The following is a 23,492-nucleotide window of genomic DNA, read 5'->3' on the forward strand; positions in this document are numbered from 1 at the left end:
CGAAGGGTTCGGGGCGGGGCGCCCGGTTGTGCCAGTCTTGACGATATGAGCGAGTTGTCCCATGTCGACGCCGAAGGGCGCGCACGCATGGTCGATGTGAGCGCCAAGGCCGACACCGCGCGCGTGGCGGTCGCCGCGGGCGTATTACGCACCACGCCGGAAGTGGTGACCCTGGTGCGCGCCGACGATCTGCCGAAGGCCGACGTGCTGTCCACCGCCCGGCTGGCCGGTATCGGGGGCGCGAAGAAGACCTCCGAGCTGATTCCGCTGTGCCATCAACTGGCATTGTCCTCGGTCAAGGTCGAGTTCGGTTTCACCGAGGACGCCATCACCATCGAGGCCACCGCCAAGACCACCGGCCCGACCGGTGTCGAGATGGAGGCGTTGACGGCGGTGGCGGTGGCCGGGCTCACCCTGCACGACATGGTGAAGGCGGTCGATCCCGGCGCGGTCCTGACCGATGTGCGGCTGTTGTCCAAGCAGGGCGGCAAGCGCGGGCACTGGACTCGCGGCGAGGCCGAAAACGCTGCGCGGCAAGCCGATTCCGCAGCCGAGGGCGCCGGTGACGACGATCCCGCGACGGAGGCCGGTGACAAGGCGCGCTCGGCGGTGGTCCTGGTCGCCTCCACCGGGGCCGCGGCGGGCACCCGCACCGACACCACCGGGCCGGTGCTCGCGAACTGGCTCGGCGGGCTGGGTTTCGCGGTGCGCGGGCCGCTGGTGCACGCCGACGCCGATATCGCGTCCGGCCTGGCCGACGCGCTGCGCACGGCCCCGAATCTGATCGTCACCACCGGCGGTACCGGCGCCTCGCCCACCGATGCGACGCCCGAGGCCACCCTTGCGGTGCTGGATCGCGAGCTGCCCGGCGTGGCCGAGGCGATCCGTAACAAAGGTGCGGCGGCGTTCCCGCTGGCCTCGCTCAGCCGCGGGGTCGCCGGGCTGGTGGGTCGCACCGTGATCGTGAACCTGCCCGGCTCGCCGGGTGGAGTGAAGGACGGGATGGCAGTGCTCGAGCCGCTGCTGGACCATCTGCTGGCGCAAGTGTCCGGAGGCGGTACCCATGACCACCAGTAAGAGCGAGACCACCGGCGTGCGGCTCGCGCGCATCAGCGAACAGCCGCTGGATCCGGCCGAGGTCGAGGCCGCGGTGACCGGGCCCGAGCACGGCGCGGTGGTGGTCTTCACCGGGAAGGTCCGCAACCACGACGGCGGTCAGGCGGTATCGGCGCTCGAGTACTCCGCGCATCCCAAGGCCACGCACTTTTTGCGGGTGTGTTGCGAGGCCGTCGCCGCGAGCAGCGGGTTGCCCGTTGCCGCCGAGCACCGCATCGGCGATCTCGGCATCGGCGACCTGGCGATCGTGGTGGCGGTGGCCGCGCCGCATCGGGCCGAGGCGTTCGCGGCGTGCGCGGAACTGGTCGACCGGATCAAGCACGAGGTGCCGATCTGGAAGCGGCAGCAGTTCGCCGACGGGCTGTCGGAGTGGGTCAACGCCTGCAGCTGAAGTCTTCGGCTCGCCCCTGTTCAGTGCGGCGTGTACCGCCAGACGCCGAGCAGCGTCTGGTCGTCGAGCGGGTCGGGGCCGGTGTGGACGGTGTTCTCCAGCCGGCCCAGCGCCTCGTCGGTGGGCAGGCCCGCGCCGATCAGCACCAGCGAGCTGACTCGTTCCTCGTCGCGCCGCCACGGGCGCGGCTCGAAGACGATGTGCCTGCCCACGACATGCAGGCCGAAGGTGCGGTGCTGCCCGTCGACGGCGAACTCGGTGACGCCCTTGGCCCGGAACAGCCCGGTCGGCGGATCCTCCAGGAACTCGACCAGCCTGCGCGGGTCGAGTGCTTGCTCGCTGGTGAAGGCGACGCTCGTGTAGTGCTCGTGCAGATGCCGGTGCGGGCCCTCGCCGGCGGACGCACAGTGGTCGTGCCCACCGTCGTGCTCGATGCGGTCGAACTCGCGCCACAGCTCGTCGAAGCTGAGCTGCTCGGCGACGGGGGTGCGCTCTCGTTCCGGTTGGTCGAAGAGGAGGCCGGGGTCGATGCGGCCGTAGCTGGTCACGTACACCGGCGCCGGTGCGGTCAGCGCCGTGATCTCGGCGCGCAGGCGGTCGACTTCCGCCGCGCCTGCGCGGTCCGCCTTGTTCAATACCACCAGATCGGCCAGGCGCAGGTGCGTCGCGAGCTCGGGGTGCCGCTCGCGTGCGGCCGGGAATTCCGCCGCGTCGACGACCTCGACCAGTCCGCCGTACCGGATCCGCGGATTCTCGCTGCCGATCACCATCCGGATCAGATTGCGTGGCTCGGCCAGTCCGCTGGCCTCCACCACGATCACATCGATCCTCGCCTGCGGCTGGGTCAACCGCTCGAACATCTCGTCGAGCTCGCCCACGTCCACCGCGCAGCACACGCATCCGTTGCCGACGGAGACCATCGCGTCCACCTGCCCGGCCACGAGCATGGCATCGATGTTCACGGCACCGAAGTCGTTGACCACCACCCCGATCCGGGTGCCGCCGCTGTCGTGCAGCAGCCGGTTGAGCAGCGTCGTCTTCCCCGATCCGAGAAAACCGGCCACGATCAGCACAGGGATTTGCTCGCTCACCCGGACCACTGTAGGCGGACCCGCACCGGCTTCCGGAGCACGATCGAACGCCGGGCGGTGCGCGCCCGTGTGGGCGTTCGTCCGAGCCGGTCCGGCGGGCGCTATCGGGACGGGGAGAACAGCGTGGCGGCCAAGGTATAGGCCAGGTTGATCAGCTCGGAGGTGATCGCTTGCTCGTCTTTGCCGAGTGCGCCGAGGAGGGGCATCAGCAGTTCGGCCGCTCGCTCCACGAGGCCGGCCTCGACGGTGCCCTGTTCGGTGGAACTCCGGTTGCCGGAATCGAAGTCGGCAGGGGTAGCGGCCCCGGGATCGGATGCGTTCGGCGTCGAGGAATCGGGGGCCGGAGTGGTGGCGCCCGGTGTCGTCCGGGCGGGTGCACCGGCGGGGAGGTCATCGGCGCGGGCGACCGGGGTGTCGAGGAGGTAGCTCACTATGCCGGTGGTGAGAGCGATGGCGTGTTCGAGTTGGCCGCCCGCGGATTCGAGGACAGCCGCGTCCTCGGCGTTGGCGCCGTTGCCCATCTCCACGAACACCAGCGGAACCGCGGTGAGCGCCGGACCCGCCACATCGGCGCGGGTCTGCAGCCCTTCGCTGACCCCGGCGTAGGTGGCGGGCGAGAAACCGGCCTGCACGTAGGCGTCGCGGACCGATTGCGAAACGGCGCGGCCCGCACCGGACTGGGCGCGGTCGGCGTTCGCGTCGGGGATCGGCAGTTGCGGCACGATCAGGTGGAAGCCGCGTTCGGAGGCGGGCCCGCTGTCGGCGTGGATGCTGACCGCCACGGTGGCGCCGGACGCGTTGGCGGCGCGGGCGCGTTCATCGATGCAGCCGCCCCAGCCGCTGTCGTCCTGGCGGCTCAGCACCACCTGCGCGCCGAGGCTTTCCAGCGAGGCCTTCACCAGCTGGGCGACATTCCAGTTGATGGTGTGCTCGGGGACGCCGTTGACCGTGGTCATGCCGGTGGTCTGGCAGTCCTTCGTGCCACCGCGACCGTCGTCGACCTGGCGCGACAGGTTCTCCGAGTGGTTCGACCCCTGATGTCCGGGATCGAGGAACACGGTGCGGCCTGCGAGCCTGGTGGCGGGATCGGGGTCGACCGGGTCGGCGGCGGCCACGGCAGGCACCAGTCCCGCTAACACCAGGGCGAGCGCGGCGGTGATGATGGTCGGCTTCATGTATCGGTCGGCGCCCGAGAACGCAGCGCCCCTCCCTTCCCTTAGGCAACATCGAACCCAACAGCTCACTCTGGCAACAGATGTATCACCGGGGCAAGCCCCGGTTATCGAACCGTTAACCCCTCAGCGCCGCTGCGAGCTATTCATGCGCGAATCTCGGACAGGTGATCGGAATCTCCCGATTCCGACGAATCGACGGTTTGTTTCTGGTAGATCTGGCGCCGGGTCTCAGGGGAACGCCGGCCGTCGACGAGGACGGCCCAGAACGTCGAGGAGAGCGCTCATGCGCGCGAGCACAGCGATGATCGCGGGGGCACTGGCGGGGACGGCGACATTGCTCGGCTCCGGCATCGCCGCCGCCGAGCCGGCCACCGTGATCGCCGAGGACGGCCTCTACCTGGTGGGAGTGGACATCGCACCGGGCACCTGGGAGGCGCCGGGCACCTCCGATCCCGATCGCCCCTGCGATTGGCGCAGGCTGTGGAAAGTCGTGGGCGACACCAGCGACCTGACCTACATCATCGCCAACAACTACACCCGCAAGCCGCCCGGCCGCGTGGTCATCGAGGCCACCGACGTGGCGTTTCGAACCGAGAACTGCGGGCTGTGGCGCATGGTGCCCGCGGCGGCGCCCACCGGTTCGGCCGGCTGAACGTCTCCGCGCCGACAAGGAAGAGCAGGGACACCACTGTCGGCATCGCACCGGGAAAGTCCCGCCGAGCTGGTTAGGGTCGCTCCATGACGAGGACCAGAATTCTGATCACGGGCGCGAGCTCGGGTCTCGGCGCGGGGATGGCCCGCGAGTTCGCCGCGAAGGGCCGCCGGCTCGCGCTGTGCGCGCGGCGGCTGGAATTGCTCGAGGAGCTGCGCGCCGAACTGACCGCCGCGCATCCCGGCATCACCGTCGCCGTGCGGGCGCTCGATGTGGACGATCATGCGGCGGTGCCGCGCGTCTTCGGTGAACTGCGCGACGAGCTCGGCGGTCTGGACCGGGTGATCGTCAATGCCGGGATCGGCAAGGGCGCCCGGCTGGGTACCGGACGGGCGGCGGCCAATCTGGCGACCGCCACCACGAATTTCGTCAGCGCGATGGCGCAGGCCGAGGCCGCGCTGGAGATCTTCCGTGCGCAGGACAGCGGCCACCTGGTGCTGATCTCGTCGATGAGCGCGGTGCGCGGGCTGCCCGGCCCGAAGGCGGCGTACTCGGCGAGCAAGGCGGGACTGTCGGCGCTCGGTGAGGCGCTGGCGACGGAGCTGAACCGCTCGCCCATCGCCGTCACCACCGTGCAGCCCGGCTTCATCCGAACCGACATGTCGGACAAGGCCGGGGACACGATGCTGATCGCGCCGCTGGACAAGGGCGTGTCCGCGATGGTCGGCGCGATAGAGCGGGAGAAGCGGCGGGCCTGCGTACCCGGATGGCCCTGGCGGGCGATCGACTTCGTGCTCCCCCACCTGCCGGACGCGGTGGTCGCGAAGCTGAGCTGACTCCGTGACCGGCCTATTAAGCGCTCTGTAAGCCGCTGTCAAGACCCCCCAGGGATATTTGTTCCTGCCCGGCCGGTCCCTGATCCAGGAGGGGGGAACAGGGCCCGGCCGGGCACCCACGTCGCTGAACTAGGTCGCCAGCGTGGGATCGGGCAGTTGCCGGGCGTGGCCGATCGCTTCGGCCAGCAGATCCGCCGCCCGCACCAACTGATCCTCGGTGTGTTCGCTGGTGAGGAAGAAGCGCAGGCGCTCCTGTCCGGCGGGCACCGCGGGAGCGGAGATATTGCCCGCGTAGACCCCGCGTTGCAGCAGATACGAGGCGACGAAACCGGAACGCACCTCGCCCGGCACGATCACCGGGCAGATCGGCGTTCCCTCGGACAGACCGCGATCGAGGTCCCGTTCGGCGAGCAGGGCGCCGAACTGTTTCGCATTGGCCCACAATCGGTTCAAGCGCTCCGGCTCCTGCTCGAGCACTTCGAGCGCGGCGAGAGCGGCGCCGGCCGCGGCGGGCGCCGGGCCGCCGGTGAGCATGGCGATACCCGGCGCCGCCGCCTTCATGGCGCGGATGAGGTCGGCGTCGCCCGCCAGGAATCCGCCGCAACTGCCGAGAGCTTTCGACAGCGTGCCCATCCACAGGTCGACCGCGTCGGCGGGCAGCCGGTAGTGCTCCCGGATGCCGTGCCCCCGATCGCCGAAGACGCCGAACGAATGGGCCTCGTCCACCATCACCGCGCAGTCGTATTCCCTGGCGATGGAGGCCATTTCGTCGACACGGCCGACGGTGCCGTCCATGCTGTAGTGCCCCTCCAGCACCACGAGGGCCCGGTCGAAACCCGCCCGCGACATCCGCAGAACCGAGCGCAGCGACTCCGGATCGTTGTGCCGGAAGGTGATCCGCCGACACCCCGACCACTGGGTGCCCGAGACCACGCTGCCGTGGATGAGCGCGTCGCACACGGCCACGTCACCATCGCGCAGCAGGAAGCCGAGCACCCCCGCGTTCGTGAGGTAACCGCTGGTGGTGATCATGGCGTCACCGACACCGTAGATTTCGGCGAGCCGCGCCTCGAGCTCGCGATACAGCGGGATCTCCCCCGCGATGATGCGACTCGCCGACGCCGAGGCACCGTAACGATCGAGCGCGGCCTTGGCCCCCGCCACCACGCGCGGGTGATTGGCCAGACCCAGGTAGTTGTAGGCGCCGAAATTGACCAGCTCGCCGCCGTCCGCCTCGATGGTCACATCGTTGGGACCGGTACGCAGCAGGAACAGCGGATTCGGCATGGCGCTGTCCCCATAGAGCTTGTCGATCGCGGCCTGCTTGGCCACGGTCGCGGCCACCTCCGGGTGATCGGCGAACTGCCTGCCCGGCCCGCGCACCCGCCGCGCACCCGCACCCGCCGGACGCACCGGAGGCCGGACTTGCGAGCGTGCCGCACCACTCGGCGCCGTCGACCCCGGAGCAGTCGCATTGCCCGACAACAGTTTCCGCGCCAGATCGCGGGCCGACTCACTCACCGCTCCACCTCCGCCTGACCGCCCACCGGCTCCCCCGCCGATGCGTGCCCCCGCTCCGGACCATCCGACGCCGGGGAATCCCCGGCACGCCCCTCGCTCCCGACCGCCGCTACACGCGTCACCGCGTCCGACGAATCCGCCGCCACAACCGACGCAGCATCGATAGCAGCGGACACCGGGGCAGCCGACACGTCCGACGCCGCGGCGGTCGGCGCGGCGTCCGGTCCAACGGTCGCCGCAACAGCCGACGCGGAGGCCTCCGCAACTCCGGCGCCGACGAGATGATCGGCGATCCGAGCCCCCGCTTGCTCGAGCGTGAACGTCCGCCCCATGCTCAACGAGGACATGTCGATCCCGAGACTCTTCGTCACCAGCGCCCCGAATTCCACGGCCATCAGCGAATCGAGCCCGAGTTCGGGCACCGGAACCGTGAGGTCGATGGACTCCGCGGACACCCCCATGACGGTGGCGAGCTGCTCGGCGAGCATGTAGGCGACGACCTCGCCGCGCTTGCCTTCCTCGAGCTCGCGCAGGGCCGCGGCGAGGCGGGCTGTTTCCGAATCGTCCTGGGCGGCCGCGGCGATGAGTTCGGCGATGCGGGCGGTCTGGGCGAAGTGCGGGCCGGAAGCGGCGACCTTGCCCCAATCGATGGCGATGATGTCGGCGTGGTGGTGCAGGCCGAGCTCCAGCGCCTTCTCCAGGTATTCGGTGCCCTCGTCGAGCGGCATCGAGTCGAACCCGGTGTTGCGCAGGTAGCGGGCCATGTTGTCGTCGTGTTCGGCCATGCCGCCGCCGGACATGTGACCCCAGCCGATGGCCAGCGCCGCACCGCCGTCGCGGACGATCGCGTCCGCCTGGGCCTGCATGGCGATATTGGCCGCGGTGTAGGAGTACTGGCCCACCCCGCCGAAGATGGCGCTACCGGAGGAGAACAGGACGAACATGTCCGGGCGGGCGCCGACCTCGGCGAGCGCCCGGGTCAGTGCCCGTGCGCCCTCCACCTTGGGGCGGTAGACCGCGGCGAGACTGTCGCGGTCCAGGGTGGTGATGCGCCGGTCGTCCAGGACGCCCGCGGTGTGGAAGATGCCGCGCAGCGGGTGGTCCGGGCTGTGCAGTTCGCGCAGCAGCTCGGTCATGGCGGCGGCGTCGGTGACATCGCCGCGGGCGGCGGTGACCTCGATGCCGCGTTCCTGCCAGACGGCGAGCTGGGCGCGGGCGGCGTCGCTGCTGGGACCGCCGCGGCCGAGCAGGGTCAGCCGGGTGGCGCCCCGGTCGACGAGCCAGCGGCCGACGGCCAGGCCGAAGGCGCCGTAACCGCCGGTGACCAGATACTGCGCTTCGGGATCGATCTCGACCTCGGTCAGGCGCGGACGCACCAGCGGGGCAGGCTCGTCGAAATCGAGGGCGACGCGGCCGATCCGGGTGGAGCGGGCGACTTCCTCGAAGGCCTTGGCCACGTCCGCGGTGCCGTACAGGGTGTAGGGCAGCGGGCGGTAGACGCCGTCGGCCAGCTTGCCGTTGACGCGGCGAAGCAGTTCGACGGTGAAGGCCCGCCGTTTGGCGAGCATGCGGTCCAGGTCCAGCGAGTGGTACGAGACGTTCTTGTCGAAAACGCGCAGATCGAGCTGGCCGCCGGTGTAGATGTCGGCCTTGCCGATCTCCACGATCCGGCCGAATTCGGCCACGGCGGCGAAGTTTCCGCGCAGGATGTCGCCGGGGGCGGTGCTGATCACCACGTCGACGCCCGCGCCGCCGGTCAGGGCGAGGACGTCCTCGGCGAAGTTCAGCGATCGCGAGTCCAGGACGTGATCGGCGCCCTGCTCGCGGGCCCGGTCCCGGCGTTCGTCGGTGCTCGCGGTGCCGATCACGGTGGCGCCCTGCAGTTTCGCGATCTGGGTGGCGGCCGACCCGACGCCACCGGCCGCGCCGTGCACGAGCACGGTTTCCCCCGGTTGCAGCCGGGCGAGTTCCAGCAGGGCGTATTCGGCCGTGCCGAATGCGGTGGAATTGGTGCAGTGGCCGGGCTCGGTGCCGGGGTCGAGGTGGCTGACCAGATCGGCGTCGGTGGTGTTGTACCGGCGGATCATGTCTTTGCAGCCCAGGCTGACGGTGTCACCTTCGGCCACGTGGGTGACACCCGCGCCGACCCGCGTCACCACGCCGATGCCCTCCATACCGGGCGAGCCGCCGAAGAAGGTGTCGGCCAGGTCTCGTTCGGTGAGGACGCCGAGAATCTTGAGCGGGTCCTTGTAGTTCAGGCCGACCGCCCGCATCCGCACCTCCACCTCGCCGGCCCCGGGTGCGCGGCGGCCGCATGCGCGCCAGGCGAGCCGGGACAGCACCCGCGAGGAGGGGATCTCCAGAGCGAAGTTCGCCTCCGGATCGGTGAGCGGGGCCGCCTCGTCCAGCGCCTCGATGCGCTCGGGCAGGGTGGCCGATACCGCGGCGACCCAGCGCAGGCCGTTGCGCAGGAAGACCTCGTCGGCGTTGTCGTGGCTGAACGCGCCGGGGATGTTCAGTTCGGCGGCCAGTTCCGCGTCGGCGGTGTCGGCGTCGAGGTCGACCAGGCGCCAGCGCAGACGTGGCTGTTCGTTGAGCAGCACGCGGCGCGCACCCGCGACGGCGGCGTGCACCGGGTCGGGAGCGATATCGCCGTCGGGGTGGGCGTAGGCCTGCTCGGTGACCACGGTGACGTGGATCGAGCCGTCTCCGGTCATCGGCATGTCCCGGCCGAGCCGGTCGATGCGGACCTCGACGAAACCTTCCAGCGCCACCGCGAGTTCGCGCAGCGTCCACAGGATGTCCAGATCGGCGTAGTCGGTCACGACCACCACCACGTGCAGCCGCTGGACGCCCTCGTTCGCAACGGCGGCGTGCAGCCGCTCGACGACCAGCGCGCCGAGTTCCGTGCTGCCGGGCTCGCCCGCCGCGAGCACCTCCGCCCGCGCGACCAGCCCGGCGATCCGGGTGGCGCGCGCACCGGCCGCCCGCGCCAGGTCGAGCACCAGGGTGTGCACCGTCTCCGGGTCGGGCAGCGCCGCTGTATCGACGGGATCGCGCAGCTCCCAGCGGTTCTCGTAGAAGAAGTCGGTCATCCGTCGCAGCGCGCTCAGGCCCGGTGCGATGGAACCGAACCGCATGCCGCGGATCTGCAGCACCACCGTGCCGTCGGCGCCGAGCAGGTCGATATCGGCGCGCGGCTCGCCGTCCCGGTCCAGGCGCGCGAGTACGTCGAGCTCCTCGGGGATCGGCGCGAAGGCGCGCACGGAGTCGACCCCCACCGGCACCATCGCACCGTCACCGGAGTTCCCGCTGCCGACCAGCAGCGCGGCGATGCTCTGCAGGGCCGCGTCGACCACGCACGGATGCGCCAGATGGCCTGAGCCCTGGGCGATCTCGCCGTCGAGGGCGGCGAGCACGGTGGTCTCGCGCACCCGCACCGAGGTCGCGCGGCGGAACGCCGGGCCGTATGCCAGGCCGCGTTCGGCCAGGCCGGAGTAGAAGTCGGCGGGGTCGATCTCGTGCATGCCGTCGGCCTCGGGCAGCGTCACCCGCACCGGCTCGTAGACCCCGTCGACGAGCCGGCCGGTGGCATTGACCGTCCAGGTGTCGGCGGCCGCGCCGTGCGAACGGATCACGAACCGGTTGGTCGACTCCTCCACCCGCAATTCGACGACCGGCGCCTCGCCTTCTTCGACCACCAGCGGCGCGACGAAGCGCACATCGGCCACCGCGACCCGGGTGGACTCGGTGCGCAGAGCCGCGGCGCTGAGCGCTGCGTCGAGGTAGGCGGCACCGGGCAGGATGCGCGTGCCGCCGACCACGTGATCGGCCAGCCACGGCATGGCGCCGACGCTCAGCCGCACCGTCCACGCGGTGGTCGGTTCACCCAGATCCGGATCGCCGAGCATCGGGTAGCCGCCGGGGGTGCCGTGCCTGCGCTGGGCGAACACGGGCAGGTCGGCGCGCAGAACGGTGCGCTGCCAGGGATAGCGCGGCAGGTCGAGCTGCGGTGTGACGGGCTGCTCGGCGAACAGGGCCTCGGTGTCGAGCGCACCGGCGACATACAGTCCGGCGAGCGTGCGGCGAATGCTGTCGGCGTCGTCCTGCTTGCGGTTCAGGGTGGCCACGGAGGTGCCCGTCTCCCCCGCACCCAGCAGGATCTCCCGGATGTTCGCGCCGAGCACCGGATGCGGGCCGACCTCGAGGAAGATCCGGCTGCCGTCACCGATGAGCCCGGCCACCGCGTCGGCGAACCGCACCGGCTGACGCACATTGGCGCACCAGTACTCGGCGTCCCAGTCGCCCGCGGTGACGGGCTTACCGGTGACCGTCGAATACAGCGGCAGCACCGGCGCGTCGACCACCAGATCGGCGAGCGCATCGCGCAGCTTGTCGAGGATCGGATCCATCAGATAGCTGTGGTAGGGCACCTCGACGTGCAGGCGCTTGGCGAAACCGCCCTGGGCGGTGAGGCTTTCGGCGATCTCGTCCAGCCGCTCCACCGCACCGGCCAGGGTGACCGCGTTGGGGCTGTTGATCGCGGCGATGTCGACCCGCTCGTCACCGTCGATGAGCGCGCGGGCCGCGTCCGGGGCGAGCCCGACGGCGAGCATCCCACCGGAGCCGGCCGTGGTCGCCTGCAGCCGGGCCCGGTGCACGCTCACGGTGACCGCGTCGCGCAGCGAGAGCATGCCGGTGACGTACGCGGCCGACACCTCGCCGACACTGTGCCCGACCACCGCGGCGGGCCGGATGCCCAGCTCGTCGAGCAGAGCGACCAGGCAGACCTGCACCAGGAAATTGGCGGGCTGCGCGACCTCGGTGGCCGTCACCCGCGACTCGTCCTCGGGGCGCAGCAGTTCCTCGATGATCGACCACCCGGCGATCTCCCGGAACACGGCGTCGATCCGACGTGCCTCGGCGGCGAAGACACCGTCGGATTCGAGCAGGCCGCGGGCCATCGCCCACCACTGCGGACCCATGCCGGTGAACACGAAGACCGGTTCCGCGACGCGCTGGGGGACGACCTTCGCCGCGCCGCGCGCGCTGCCCTCGGCCAGCTCGACCAGGCCGGTCACCAACGCGGCATCGTCGCCGAACGGCACGGCGGCGCGATAGGGGTGGTGCTTGCGGCGGGTCCACGCGGCCTCGGCCAGGCTGCCGGGATCGGCGCCCTCGGCGATGCGTTCGGCGAATCCACGGGCGAGGTCGCGCACCGCCTGTTCGCTGCGGGCCGACAACGGCAGCACACCGTGGTGTCGCGGAGCGCGCTCCTCACGTGCCGGCGCGACGTACTCCTGCAGGATCGCGTGTGCGTTGGTGCCGCCGTAGCCGAAGCCGTTGACGGCGATGGTCATCGGGCCGGACTCGGCATCGAGCGGCTCGACCTCGCACTGCAGGCGCAGATTGAGTTCGTCGAACGGGATGTCGGGGTTCGGCTCGTTCAGCCAGCCCTGCGGCGCGATGGTCCGGTGTGCCACGGCCAGTGCCGACTTGATGACGCTCGCGATGCCCGATGCCGCTTCGGTGTGACCGAGCTGGCCCTTCACCGAGCCCACGCCCAGCGGGCGGGACCGGCCCGGCACCTGCCCGTAGGCGCGGCCGATGGCCCGCAGTTCCAGCGGGTCGCCGACGGGGGTGCCGGTGCCGTGCGCCTCGACGTAGTCGACCTGGTGCGGCGCGATGCCCGCCCGCTCGGTGACGGTCCTGGCCAGCGCCTCCTGCAGATCGGCATTGGGCACGGTGATGGCGGTGGTGCGCCCGTCCTGGTTGGCGCCGGTCGCCTTGATCACCGCGTAGACCCGGTCCCCGTCACGCTCGGCGTCGGCGAGGCGCTTGAGCACCACCATGCCCGAACCTTCGCCGCGTCCGTAGCCGTCGGCGGCCGCGTCGAACGGCTTGCTGCGTCCGTCGGTGGCCAGGAAGCCGCCCTTGCACATGGATACGAACGGCTCGGGTTGCAGCAGCATGGTGACGCCGCCCGCCATCGCGATCGCGCAATCGCCGCTGTCGAGCGCCTGACAGGCCAGGTGCAGCGCCACCAGCGAGGACGAGCACGCGGTGTCCACGGTGACGGCGGGGCCGACCAGGTCGAGCGCGTAGGCGATCCGGTTCGACAGCATGGTGTAGGACGCGCCGACCGCGGTGTGCATGTCCACGTGCGGCAGCGCGTCTCCCGCGACCGAGACGGCGAGCTGGTCGAGCGTGAACGCGCCGACGTAGACGCCCACCGGCGCGCCGGTGACCCGGCCCGCGATGCCCGCGTCGTCGAGCGCCTCCCAGGCGACTTCCAGGATCAGCCGCTGCTGCGGGTCCATCGAGGCCGCCTCGCGCGGCGAGATGCCGAAGAAGTCCGGGTCGAACGCCCACGGGTCACCGGTCAGGAAGGCCGCGCGCCTGGTGTACATCCGGCCGGGGGTGCGCTTGTCGGGGTCGTAGTAGCGGTCCACGTCCCACCGCGTGGCCGGGATGTCGACGACGCCGTCGCCCTTGCCGACGAGGAAGTCCCAGAACGACTCCGGCGAATCGATACCGCCGGCGTACCGGCAGCCGATTCCGACTATGGCGATGTCAGACAACGGGACTCCTTGCGTACTCGAAACCGCGCCGGGCCGCAGCGATCCGGAACGGCGATGAAACGGATGAGCTGTAGGTGGATCAGGTAGCGGGCGGGCGCAGGACGAAGTTCATCTCGGGGCCGTCCCGGCCGATGCGGACCCGTTCGACGAATTCGCAGCCGAGTGCCCGGTAGTAGGCGACGTTGCCGTCCTTGCAGATTCCGCCGAGCCCGGCGCCGCGGGCGTCGGCGTCCGCGGCCAGGGCGGCCCACAGGGCGCGGCCCACGCCACGTCGTTGCAGGCCGGGCTCGCACCCCAGGTAGACGAGGAACAGATGTGGCTGTGCCGGAGCCACTTTCGCCATCGCGGCGTCCACGGCCATGCCCCGCGCCGTCGCGGCGCCCATGGCCCACAACAGCTGCGGCCCCGAGACCGCCTCGCGCCACCACGATGTGCGCGTTCCCGGCGGCTGCCACAGCGCGGCCCCGACCACCCGGTCGTCGATGGTGGCCACGGAAGCCCCGCCGACCGGCAGGAAGCGATGCCGCACCATGATGCGCAGCATGCCCGGCGTCCGCCGCAGGCGCTGTTCCGGTGCGGGGAAGACGTATTCCTCGATCGGATCATCGGTTTCGAAGGCCTGCGCGAGCACCCGCACGATGTCGTCGATATCGCCCTCGGTGGCGCGGCGGACGACCGTACAACCCTGCTGGTCCAACAACTGCCCCTAACGCTTTCCGGCGAACACCCCCGAGCTACCCGTCAGTAGGTTACTCAGGAGGCAACCGGACGCCAACCGGAGAAGGGCTGTGAGAAAGTAGACCGCCCGCAATCTTGTTCCGGCACTGTGCAATCACCTAAAGTGCGCGGAAACATCGTTGTCCTGGAACACAATTGGACAAAATGGGCAGCCCACGAACGGGCCTCCTACACGGGCGCGGCGGTGGCCACCGGCGTGTGGAGCACATCGGGCACTTCGGTGCCGCGCAGGGAGGTACCGGCGGTCTCGCGCAGGAACGCCCACGCCACCAGACCGACCAGCGAGGCGCCGATCATGTAGGCGGCCGGAAACAGCGACCATCCGGTCGACTCGATCGCCGCCTCGTTCACCAGCGGCGCGGTGCCACCGAAGGCCGCCGTGGATACGTTGTAGGCCAGCGCGAAGCCCGCATAGCGCACGTGCGTCGGGAAGATCGCGGGGAAGGTCGCGCTGATCGTCGACAACTGCGGCAGGTACAGCAGGCCGAGCACGAGGAAGCCGAGCACCGCCCAGACCGGGCCCTGCCCCATCAGCCAGTACATCGGCAGCGCGAACACGGCCAGGCCGACCAGCGAGACCAGCCACATCGGCCTGCGGCCCACCCGGTCCGAGAGCCCGCCGAAGATCGGCAGGACCAGCATCATGACCACCTGGCCGATGAGCATCATGGCCGTCGTGGTCGACTCGGCCATCCCGAGCGATTTCTGCAGGTAGGTCGGCTGATACGTGAGCAGCGTGTAGTTGACCACGTTCAGCGCGATCACCAGGCCGCCCAGGGTGAGCAGCTCACGGCGATAGTTGCGGATCAGCTCGCCGAGCCCGGTCGGCGGATGCGGATTCTGCGCGACCTCTTCGAACACCGGCGACTCGTCCAGGCGCGAGCGCAGATACAGCCCGATCAGGCCGAGCGGGACCGCGATCAGGAACGGGATGCGCCAGCCCCAGTCGTACATGGCCTCCGACCCGAGCGCCAGCTGGAAGAACAGCACCACGGCCGAACCGCCGACGAAGCCGCCCAGCGTGCCGAGCTCGAGGAAGCTGCCGAGGAAACCGCGCCGCCGATCGCTCGCCGTCTCGGCGAGATAGGTTGCCGCGCCGCCGTATTCGCCGCCGGTGGAAAAGCCCTGCACCACGCGCAGGCAGATCAGCAGGACCGGCGCGAGCACGCCGACCTGGCCGTGCGTCGGCAACAACCCGATGAGGCCGGTCGCCGCCGCCATCAGCAGGATCGTGGTGGCCAGCACCCGCTTTCGGCCGAGCCGGTCGCCCAGCGGACCCCAGACCATGCCGCCCAGGGGACGGAGCACGAACGAGATGGCGAAGCCGAGCATGGTGCCGAGAGTGCCCAGTTCACCGGGGAAGAAAGCGGCGGTGAGGTAGGTCGCGGTAGCGGCGTAGACGCCGTAGTCGAACCACTCGGTGGCGTTGCCCATCGCCGAGGCGGCCACCGATCGGCGCAGCCGCTGCGATTCCTCCTGTGTCACGGTCATGGCCCGTCTCCTCACCGGTCCGCGGACCGCCGGTTCCCGATGCTGCGCGCTCGCCGCGTTCCGTCTGCACCGGTTGCGGCGCCGACACGAGCACGAAGGGAACCGTTCCCAGGTTCGACGCAGGTCAAACGCGAGGCGACGCGACCATCCGGTGACCGCGTACCCGCCCACCAGCCACCCATTCGAGAAAAGTGATCTGCGTCACACTGTCGTGATCCGGTGGCCGATCCGGGTCGCCGGACTCACCGGCTCACCCCCCGCGCTGGCCGCGATCACCCGCGGTACTGCGGCGACTGCGGTGCCGGCCGCCGCAATCACCGGCGGCGCCGCGGCGCGGCGCCGCGGCCGCGGTGATGAAGGCGCGCACCAGCCGCCGATCGCCGGGATCGGCTTCCGGATGCCACTGCAGGCCGACCAGGAAAGGCGCCCCGGGGTGTTCGACGGCTTCGACACTGCCGTCGGTCGAACGCGCCGAGACCACCAGTCCGGGGGCGACGCGACCGACGGCCTGATGGTGATGGCAATGCGCGCGCACCCGGGGACCGGCGAGCGCGGCGACCAGGGTGCCCGGCGTGGTGAGCGCGGTGGTGGCGCCGTAATCGCCGGGCGGGCCCGAGTGCTGTTCGTGGCCGATCTCGTCGGGCAGGTGCTGGACCAGGGTGCCGCCGAGGGCGACATTGATGAGCTGGATGCCGCGGCACACGCCGAGGACCGGCAGGCCCGCGGCCCTGGCCAGGGCGAACAACTCGAACTCGAAGACATCGCGCCCGGGCCGGGTATAGGTGCCCGGAGCGGGCACGGCCCCGTAGCGGTGCGGCTCGATATCGGCGCCGCCGGCGAGCAGCAGACCGTCGAGCCGCGCCACCAGCTCCGGCCGCGCCCGGCCGGCGGGCGGCAACAGGACCGGGATGCCCCCGGCATCCTCGATCATCTCGACGTAATTGAAGTGCAGCACCGCGCACTCGGTGTCCCAGCTGCCGAAACGCGCCGGTTCGCGGTAGGTGGTCAGGCCGATCAGCGGCCTGAGGTGCAACTCCCCTTCCAGGGTGGAATCTGAGCTGTTCGAAGCCACGCGTGCTCCCACTCGGTCACGACCGCATCGAATGCGTCGAGCTCCACCCGAGCGGCATTGCGGTTATGGTCGCCGATATCGTCGCCGAAGGGCGCCGGGGCGATCACACCGGATCGGCGGAAGCCTCGGCTCGCGACGCATGTCCGCCCGCATCCGCCTCGTCCGGGCGGCGGAAGATCCGCAGCGCGCCGGGGCGGCTGGTGAAGGCGAATTCCGTGCCCCGGTAACCGACTTCGCCGTCGGTGGCCAGCGACACCGGGCCGCTCGAGATCCGCACCTCCAGCCGTTCGGCGGCGCGACGCACGTAGGTGGCGGAATCGGCCAGCGTCCCGGTGAGCGTCGCCCACACCAGGCGGGTTCGCGAGAAGGGCACGTCCGCGCGCAGATACCGCACATCGATGGTGCCGCGGTGCAGTTCCGGACGGGACATGGGGATCTGGTCGGCCGGGCTGTAGCGACCGTTGCCGACGAACAACATCCACAGCGCCATTGGCACTCCGTCGACGGTCGCGTGCAGCGGCTCGGCGCGCAGCAGCACCCGCACCATGGCGATTCCGGCGGCGGGCCACTTGCCGATGCGATGCTCCCAGCGCTCGCGCAGGTGCACGAAATCCGGATAGCCGCCGAGGCTGGCGGTATTGACGAACACCCGTTCCCCGCCGCCGTCGAGATCCACTGCGGCGACGTCGACCCGGGCCACCGCGCCCGCGTCCAGCGCGCTCGCGGTGTGGTCCGCGTCGTCGACACCGGCGTCCTTGGCGAAGTGGTTGAGCGTGCCGCCCGCGAACACCGCGAGCGGAAGCTGCTCGCGCACCGCGATTTCGGCCACTCCGGAGACCGTGCCGTCGCCGCCGAGGACACCGAGCGCGCGCACCTGTCCGGAGTTCAGATGCTCGGCCAGTTGTTCGTCCAGGGTGCGCTCGTGGTCGAAGGGCACGATGCGGGCGGCGGGCAACGCGGACCGCACCTCGGCGAGCACCTCCTCGGCGGCGCCGCTGCCGGACAGGGCGTTGGCGACCAGCAACAGGCCCCTGCCGTGCGGCAACGGCTCGATCCTCTCGTTCTCGCCGACCAGCGCGGGCTCGTCCGGCCGCAACGCCCACCAGCGGCGGGTGCCCAGCGCCACCCCGGCGCCGAGCAGCGCACCCGCGACCACATCGGAGGGCCAGTGCACCCCGATGTGGACCCGCGAATAACCGACCGCGACGGCGACCGGCGCGACCGCGACGGCCGTGGCCGGGCTCTCCAGCGCCACCCCCGTGACGAACGCGGCCGCGGAGGCCGAATGCCCGGACGGGAACGACGAGGACACCGGCGGGGTGCCCAGCCTGCGCACGAAAGGCACCGATTCGTCCGGCGGACGACGGCGCGGGAACAGCGGCTTGGCGATGCCGTTGGCGACCCCGCTGGCCAGACCGGTCGCGAGCAGCCCGCGCACGCCCGCGCGCCGGACCGGGCCGCTGCCGAGCAGCACCATGGCCGCGCCGAAGCCGAGCCAGAGCCGGTTGTAGTTCGCCCCGGCGCTCAGCGTCCGCAGGGCCCGGTCGGCAGGGCTCGGACGCAATCGCGCACTGCGCCCGATCACCCACCGATCGAGAGAGCTGGTCAGCGCCGAGGGCCGGGCCCGGCCGCGCGTGGTCCGTCGATTCCGTCTCGGCGCCAGTCGTGCCCGGCGCGACGCCCGCTCGAACTGCATCAGCCCAGCCTAGCCCGGCCCGGCCTCGGCGAGTTCGGCTGTGCGCCAGCGCGATCGGTCACAAGCACCGCCCACTTTGCCGGAGATTAGGCGAATCCGTGTTAACTTAAATGCGAATGGGAATTCACTTACCTCGATCGGAGCCAGCTATGCGGTCCGCCGTCATCGTGGACATCGTCCGCACACCGTCCGGGAAGGGCAAGGCCGGTGGCGGCCTCGCCGATGTGCATCCCGCGACGCTGCTCGCCGGTGTGCTTTCCGAACTCGTCGCGCGCAACGATCTCGATCCCGCCGTGGTCGACGACGTCATCGGCGGGTGCGTCACCCAGAGCGGCGAACAGGCGCTCAACATCACCCGCACCGCCGTGCTCGCGGCAGGCTTCCCGGAGACCGTGCCCGCCACCACGGTCGACCGTCAGTGCGGTTCCAGCCAGCAGGCCGCGCACTTCGCCGCCCAGGGTGTCATCGCGGGCGCCTACGACGTGGCGATCGCCTGCGGCGTGGAGATGATGAGCCGGGTGCCCATGTTCTCCAACGCCCAGGGCAAGGACACCAACGGCGGCCCGCTCGCACACCGCTTTCCCGACGGCCTGATCCAACAGGGCATCGCCGCCGAGATCATCGCCGCGCGCTGGAAGTTCGACCGCGCCGCGCTCGACGAGTTCGCCGCGCGCTCGCACCGCCTGGCCGCCGAGACGGCCGCGGCAGGCGGGTTCGACAAGGAACTGGTCGCCGCGGGCACGCTCACCGCCGACGAGACCATCCGCCCCAGCACCACCGTCGAAGGCCTGGCCGGGCTGCGTCCCGCCTTCGCCGACGACGCCTTCCAGGCGCGCTTCCCCGAGATCGACTGGTCGATCACCCCGGGCAACTCCTCGCCGCTGTCCGACGGCGCCTCGGCCGCGCTCATCATGAGCGAGGAGGCCGCCGCGAAGCTGGGCCTCACCCCGCGCGCCCGCTTCCACTCCTTCTCGGTGGTCGGCGACGATCCGCTGCTGATGCTCACCGCCGTGGTGCCCGCCACCCGCAAGGCGCTCGAGCGCGTGAACCTGGGCATCGACGACATCGACGCCTACGAGGTCAACGAGGCCTTCGCCTCGGTGCCGCTGGTGTGGCAGCAGGAACTGGCAGCCGATCCGGCCAAGCTGAACCCGCGCGGCGGCGCGATCGCGCTCGGCCATCCGCTCGGCGCGTCCGGCACCCGCATCCTGGCCACCCTGGTCAACCACCTCGAGCAGACCGGCGGCCGCTACGGCCTGCAGACCATGTGCGAGGCGGGCGGCCTGGCCAACGCCACCATCATCGAGCGCCTCTGATGACGGTGGCACGCTCGGCGCTGGTCACCGGAGGCTCGCGCGGCATCGGCGCCGAGGTCGCGAACAAGCTGGCCGCCGAGGGCTATCACCTGACCATCGCCGCTCGCACCGCCGAGACGCTCGAGCAGACCGCCGAGCGCCTGCGCGCCGAGCACGGCGTCGAGGTGCAGCCGGTGGTCGCCCGGATGAACGACCTGGACGAGGTGCGGGCGCTGGCCGCCGCGCACGGCGACCGGTTCGGCGGGCTGAACGCGCTGGTGCTCAGCGCGGGCACCGGAACGGCAGGCGCGGTCGCGGACATGCCGGCCAAGACCTACGAGCGGATGCTCGACGTCAATTTCCGGGCACCGATCACCCTCATCCAGGCCGCCATCCCGCTGCTGCGCAAGAGCGCGGCCGAGGATGTCGCCCGCGGCGCGAAGATCATCGCGCTGGCCTCCATCACCGGCGTGGTGGGCGAGGCCGGGCTGGCGGCCTACGGTGCGACGAAGGCCGCGCTGGTCTCGCTGTGCGAGACGGTGTCGCTGGAGGAATCGGCGGGCGGCGTGAGCGCCACCGCGATCTCCCCCGGTTACGTCGACACCGACATGACCGCGTGGAAGCGCGACGAACTCTCGCAGTCGGCCATGCTGACCACCGGCGATGTCGCGGAGATGGTGCTGGCGATCACCCGGCTCTCACGCAATGCCGTGGTGCCCAATATCGTCCTGTCCCGCGCGGGCGATCAACTCTGGCGCGCCTGACACCGGTCCACAGCCGCGGAGGGCGGGTGAGCTCGACAGCTCACCCGCCCTCCGCCGTTTCTTCGCGGCGCTTCCGGCCACCCTCGTTCCTCGGGGTCGCCCGCGGCGAGCGCCGGCCCGGGCCGATCAGTCGCGCCCTGGTCTGTCCAACTTCGCGACCACCGCGCCCAGCCCGTCGGCCACAGCGCGGCGCTGCTCGTCGGTCAGCACGTCGATGAGCGCCCGCCGCACCGTGGCGACGTGGCCGGGCGCGACCTCGGCCAGCCGGTCCCGACCCGCGGGCGTCAGGATCGCGACGACCCCGCGATCGTCGGCGTCGGCCGCCTCCCGCCGGACGAGCCCCGCCTTCTCCAGCCGCCCGATCTGATAGCTCAGCCCGCTCTTGGAGGTGTAGAGCGCCGCGGCCAGCTCGGTCATCCGCAGTCTGCCCTGCGGGGCCGCGGAGAGCCGGACCAACGTCTCGTATTGGGGGTGGGACAGCCCTTCGCCCTTGAGATGCCGTTCGATCTCCCGATCGACCAGCGCACTCGCCGCGACGAATACCTCCCAGGCACGCATCTCCTGCGCATCGAGCCACCGTGTCTCGGTCACCTCGTCACCCTACGCCTGTTGTTCAAATTTGAACCACGAGCTATGCTGAAATCCGCATAGTTCAAATTTGAACTAACGATGTCCCCCGAACGGAGCGACCATGCCCGACACGACGACCGCCGGCCGCATGCCGGTGCTGTTCCTCTCCCACGGCGCGCCGCCGCTGGTCGACCACGCGCGCTGGCCCGCCGAGCTCGCCGCCTGGGCGGGAAACCTGCCGAAGCCCGCGGCGGTCCTGATCGTCTCCGCGCACTGGGAAGCCGCCCCGATCTCGGTCGGCGCGACCACCACCGTCCCGCTGGTCTACGACTTCTGGGGCTTCCCGCAGCGCTACTACGAGGTGCTCTACCCCGCGCCGGGCGCTCCGGAGCTGGCCCGCAAGGTGGCGGCGCTGCTCGGCGACCGCGTGACCCAGGCACCCGAGCGCGGGCTCGATCACGGCGCCTATGTGCCGCTGACCCAGATGTATCCCGACGCCGACGTGCCCGTGCTCCAGCTGTCGATGCCGACGCTGGATCCCACCGAACTGTTCGAGATCGGGCGCACGCTGGCCCCGCTGCGCGAGGAGGGCGTGCTGATCGTCGGCAGCGGCTTCTGGACCCACAACCTGCGCGCCCTCACCGATGACGACGTGCACGTGCACACCTTCACCGCCGAATTCGACGACTGGGGCGAGCACGCCCTGGCCGACCGCGATATCGACGCCCTGCTCGACTTCGAGCGCAAGGCGCCCGCCGCCCGACTCGCCCACCCACGCACCGAACACTTCGCACCACTGTTCGTCAGCCTCGGTGCGGGCGAGAATGACCTCGACACGTTACGCACGGTGATCGACGGATATTGGCACGGCATGGCACGACGCTCCATCCAGCTCGGCTGAACCACTCCGCGACGACAGGACACGCGCATGACGACCACGACCTCTCCCCGCACGACCCCCGCACTCGCGACAGCGGGCATCGACATCGGCCTGCTCCTGCTGCGCCTGGGCATCGGCCTGACGATGGCCGTGCACGGCTCGCAGAAGCTCCTCGGCTGGTTCGACGGTCCCGGCCTCGACGGCACCGAAGGCATGCTGTCGAACATGGGCTACCCGGCGCCCGGCTTCTTCGCGATCGTCACCTCCGTCATCGAGATGTTCGCCGGTCTGGCGCTGGCGGTGGGGGTGCTCACCCCGCTGGCGGGCGCCGCGATCATGGGCACGATGCTCAACGCGATCTCCGTGAAATGGGGCAGCGGCTACATCGGCGGCCTCGAATACGAGACCGTGCTCGCCGTCAGCGGCGCCGCGCTGGCCTTCACCGGCGCCGGACGCTTCGCCGTCGACGGCGCGATCCCCGCGCTGCGCCACCCGCGGGTGAGCACCGGCCTCGGCTGCGTCGTCCTCGGCCTGGTGCTGGCGGGCCTGGTCCTGCTCCTGCGCAACTGACCGGCGACCTCGACGCCGCCGCCCCGGCAACCGATCCGCGACCGGCCGCGCACCACGGTGTGCGCGGCCGGTCGCGGTCGTCTCGGTACCCTCGTCTCATGGCGCAGCACACTCGTCTCCCGGGGCAGTTCGCTTCGCCGATCTATGGCGGCGCCGCTCCCGGACCCGGCCCCGGCACCGGAGGGCCCGAAGACGCGAGCGCTGCGCTGCGCGGCTCACACGCCGCGACCGCCCGGCTGGCCGAGCTGCTCGACGGCAGGCGGGTCGCCGTACTGACCGGCGCGGGCATGTCCACCGACAGTGGCATCCCCGACTACCGCGGCCCGGACTCCCCGCCGCGCAACCCCATGACCTACCAGCAGTTCGTCGGCGACCCGGTGTTCCGGCAGCGCTACTGGGCCCGCAACCACATCGGTTGGCGCAGCATGGACGCCGCCCGCCCCAATCCCGGCCATCGCGCACTGGCCGCCCTCGAACGCCTCGGCGTGGTCACCGGCGTCATCACCCAGAACGTGGACCTGCTGCACACCAAAGCGGGCAGCAGACGGGTCATCGATCTGCACGGCACCTACGCGCGGGTGCGCTGCCTCGGCTGCCAGGCCCTGATGTCCCGCATGGCACTGGCCGACCTGCTCGAACAGGCCAACCCCGGCTTCGCGGCCGCGGCACATGCCACCGGCATCGAAGTAGCTCCCGACGCCGACGCCGTCATCGACGACACCGATGCCTTCCACATGGTCGGCTGCCCCCGGTGCGGCGGCATGCTCAAACCCGACATCGTCTACTTCGGCGAGAACGTCCCCAAGGACCGCGTCGCCGAAGCCTTCGCCCTCGTCGACGATTCCGACGCCCTGCTCGTCGCCGGCTCCTCGCTCACCGTCATGTCCGGCCGTCGCTTCGTCCGCCACGCCGCCCGCCGCGGTGACCCGGTGGTGATCGTCAACCGCGGTCCCACCCGAGGCGACGACATCGCCACCCTGCGACTGGACGCGGGCTGCTCCCCGATCCTGGACGCCTTCGCCACGCACTGCCTGCGCACATCGGTCTGAGCGA

At 70.9% G+C, this 23,492-nt stretch carries 18 protein-coding genes; 9 read left to right on the plus strand and 9 right to left on the minus strand.

From position 1 onward, the window contains the following. The first annotated feature begins 45 nt into the window (after positions 1-45). The gene (gene moaCB / locus ON26_RS19405) at positions 46-1,077 is read left to right on the plus strand and encodes a bifunctional molybdenum cofactor biosynthesis protein MoaC/MoaB (protein ID WP_040797608.1); all 1,032 of its coding nucleotides are present in this window, start codon (positions 46-48) and stop codon (positions 1,075-1,077) included. Continuing rightward, positions 1,064-1,507 (plus strand): molybdenum cofactor biosynthesis protein MoaE, encoded by a 444-nt coding sequence (locus ON26_RS19410; RefSeq protein WP_051027235.1) that lies wholly within the window; start codon positions 1,064-1,066, stop codon positions 1,505-1,507. The genes moaCB and ON26_RS19410 overlap by 14 nt, the downstream gene beginning before the upstream one ends. Before the next feature lie 20 nt (positions 1,508-1,527). Here the strand turns inward: ON26_RS19410 and ON26_RS19415 are convergent, their stop codons facing one another. Then, complete coding sequence (locus tag ON26_RS19415; protein ID WP_040797698.1) at positions 1,528-2,598, minus strand: CobW family GTP-binding protein; 1,071 nt, start codon at positions 2,596-2,598, stop codon at positions 1,528-1,530. A 101-nt stretch (positions 2,599-2,699) separates the two neighbouring features. Beyond that, complete coding sequence (locus tag ON26_RS19420) at positions 2,700-3,773, minus strand: N-acetylmuramoyl-L-alanine amidase (protein WP_040797609.1); 1,074 nt, start codon at positions 3,771-3,773, stop codon at positions 2,700-2,702. A 283-nt stretch (positions 3,774-4,056) separates the two neighbouring features. Between ON26_RS19420 and ON26_RS19425 the strand changes: the two genes are divergently transcribed. Both ON26_RS19425 and ON26_RS19430 read left to right on the plus strand, forming a co-directional pair. Then, positions 4,057-4,425 carry an Rv1352/Rv1906c domain-containing protein gene (locus tag ON26_RS19425; protein WP_040797610.1) on the plus strand — a complete coding sequence of 123 codons (369 nt, stop codon included), beginning with the start codon at positions 4,057-4,059 and terminating at the stop codon, positions 4,423-4,425. A gap of 86 nt (positions 4,426-4,511) precedes the next feature. Beyond that, complete coding sequence (locus tag ON26_RS19430; RefSeq protein ID WP_040797611.1) at positions 4,512-5,261, plus strand: SDR family oxidoreductase; 750 nt, start codon at positions 4,512-4,514, stop codon at positions 5,259-5,261. A 129-nt stretch (positions 5,262-5,390) separates the two neighbouring features. Here the strand turns inward: ON26_RS19430 and ON26_RS19435 are convergent, their stop codons facing one another. The 6 genes from ON26_RS19435 to ON26_RS19460 form a co-directional block, all read right to left on the minus strand. Next, positions 5,391-6,782 carry an aminotransferase class I/II-fold pyridoxal phosphate-dependent enzyme gene (locus ON26_RS19435; RefSeq protein ID WP_040797612.1) on the minus strand — a complete coding sequence of 464 codons (1,392 nt, stop codon included), beginning with the start codon at positions 6,780-6,782 and terminating at the stop codon, positions 5,391-5,393. Then, entirely contained in the window at positions 6,779-13,363 is a 6,585-nt protein-coding gene (locus ON26_RS19440; RefSeq protein WP_083884210.1) for a type I polyketide synthase, read from the minus strand. Before ON26_RS19440 ends, ON26_RS19435 begins: the two co-directional genes overlap by 4 nt. Before the next feature lie 79 nt (positions 13,364-13,442). Further along, positions 13,443-14,060, minus strand: coding sequence for a GNAT family N-acetyltransferase (locus ON26_RS19445; protein ID WP_245545911.1), 618 nt, complete (start codon positions 14,058-14,060; stop codon positions 13,443-13,445). Positions 14,061-14,269: 209 nt separating this feature from the next. Continuing rightward, the gene (locus ON26_RS19450; RefSeq protein WP_051027236.1) at positions 14,270-15,592 is read right to left on the minus strand and encodes an MFS transporter; all 1,323 of its coding nucleotides are present in this window, start codon (positions 15,590-15,592) and stop codon (positions 14,270-14,272) included. Positions 15,593-15,842: 250 nt separating this feature from the next. Further along, positions 15,843-16,664, minus strand: a complete 822-nt coding sequence (locus tag ON26_RS19455; RefSeq protein ID WP_083884211.1) for a gamma-glutamyl-gamma-aminobutyrate hydrolase family protein — start codon at positions 16,662-16,664, stop codon at positions 15,843-15,845. A 103-nt stretch (positions 16,665-16,767) separates the two neighbouring features. After that, positions 16,768-18,360 carry a bifunctional phosphatase PAP2/diacylglycerol kinase family protein gene (locus ON26_RS19460; RefSeq protein WP_083884212.1) on the minus strand — a complete coding sequence of 531 codons (1,593 nt, stop codon included), beginning with the start codon at positions 18,358-18,360 and terminating at the stop codon, positions 16,768-16,770. A gap of 149 nt (positions 18,361-18,509) precedes the next feature. Here ON26_RS19460 and ON26_RS19465 point away from each other — a divergent pair, with 149 nt between their 5' ends. Both ON26_RS19465 and ON26_RS19470 read left to right on the plus strand, forming a co-directional pair. Next, positions 18,510-19,676 (plus strand): thiolase family protein, encoded by a 1,167-nt coding sequence (locus ON26_RS19465; RefSeq protein WP_040797613.1) that lies wholly within the window; start codon positions 18,510-18,512, stop codon positions 19,674-19,676. Then, positions 19,676-20,419: an SDR family NAD(P)-dependent oxidoreductase gene (locus ON26_RS19470; RefSeq protein ID WP_040797614.1), complete on the plus strand. Its 744-nt coding sequence runs from the start codon at positions 19,676-19,678 to the stop codon at positions 20,417-20,419. The genes ON26_RS19465 and ON26_RS19470 overlap by 1 nt, the downstream gene beginning before the upstream one ends. 126 nt (positions 20,420-20,545) lie before the next feature. On the opposite strand, the gene ON26_RS19475 is transcribed toward ON26_RS19470, so the two are convergent. Beyond that, complete coding sequence (locus ON26_RS19475; protein WP_040797615.1) at positions 20,546-21,010, minus strand: MarR family winged helix-turn-helix transcriptional regulator; 465 nt, start codon at positions 21,008-21,010, stop codon at positions 20,546-20,548. A 127-nt stretch (positions 21,011-21,137) separates the two neighbouring features. Here ON26_RS19475 and ON26_RS19480 point away from each other — a divergent pair, with 127 nt between their 5' ends. The 3 genes from ON26_RS19480 to ON26_RS19490 all read left to right on the plus strand — a co-directional run bounded on the left by ON26_RS19480 (position 21,138) and on the right by ON26_RS19490 (position 23,488). Further along, complete coding sequence (locus ON26_RS19480) at positions 21,138-21,890, plus strand: dioxygenase family protein (protein ID WP_218000605.1); 753 nt, start codon at positions 21,138-21,140, stop codon at positions 21,888-21,890. Between the two features lie 27 nt (positions 21,891-21,917). Further along, on the plus strand, positions 21,918-22,439 hold the full coding sequence (locus tag ON26_RS19485; RefSeq protein WP_040797617.1) for a DoxX family protein: 522 nt from the start codon (positions 21,918-21,920) through the stop codon (positions 22,437-22,439). A 98-nt stretch (positions 22,440-22,537) separates the two neighbouring features. After that, positions 22,538-23,488: an NAD-dependent protein deacetylase gene (locus ON26_RS19490; protein ID WP_083884213.1), complete on the plus strand. Its 951-nt coding sequence runs from the start codon at positions 22,538-22,540 to the stop codon at positions 23,486-23,488. Positions 23,489-23,492: the final 4 nt, after the last annotated feature.

Origin of the sequence: Nocardia higoensis NBRC 100133 (assembly GCF_000308595.1) — a bacterium.
GTDB lineage: Bacteria > Actinomycetota > Actinomycetes > Mycobacteriales > Mycobacteriaceae > Nocardia > Nocardia higoensis.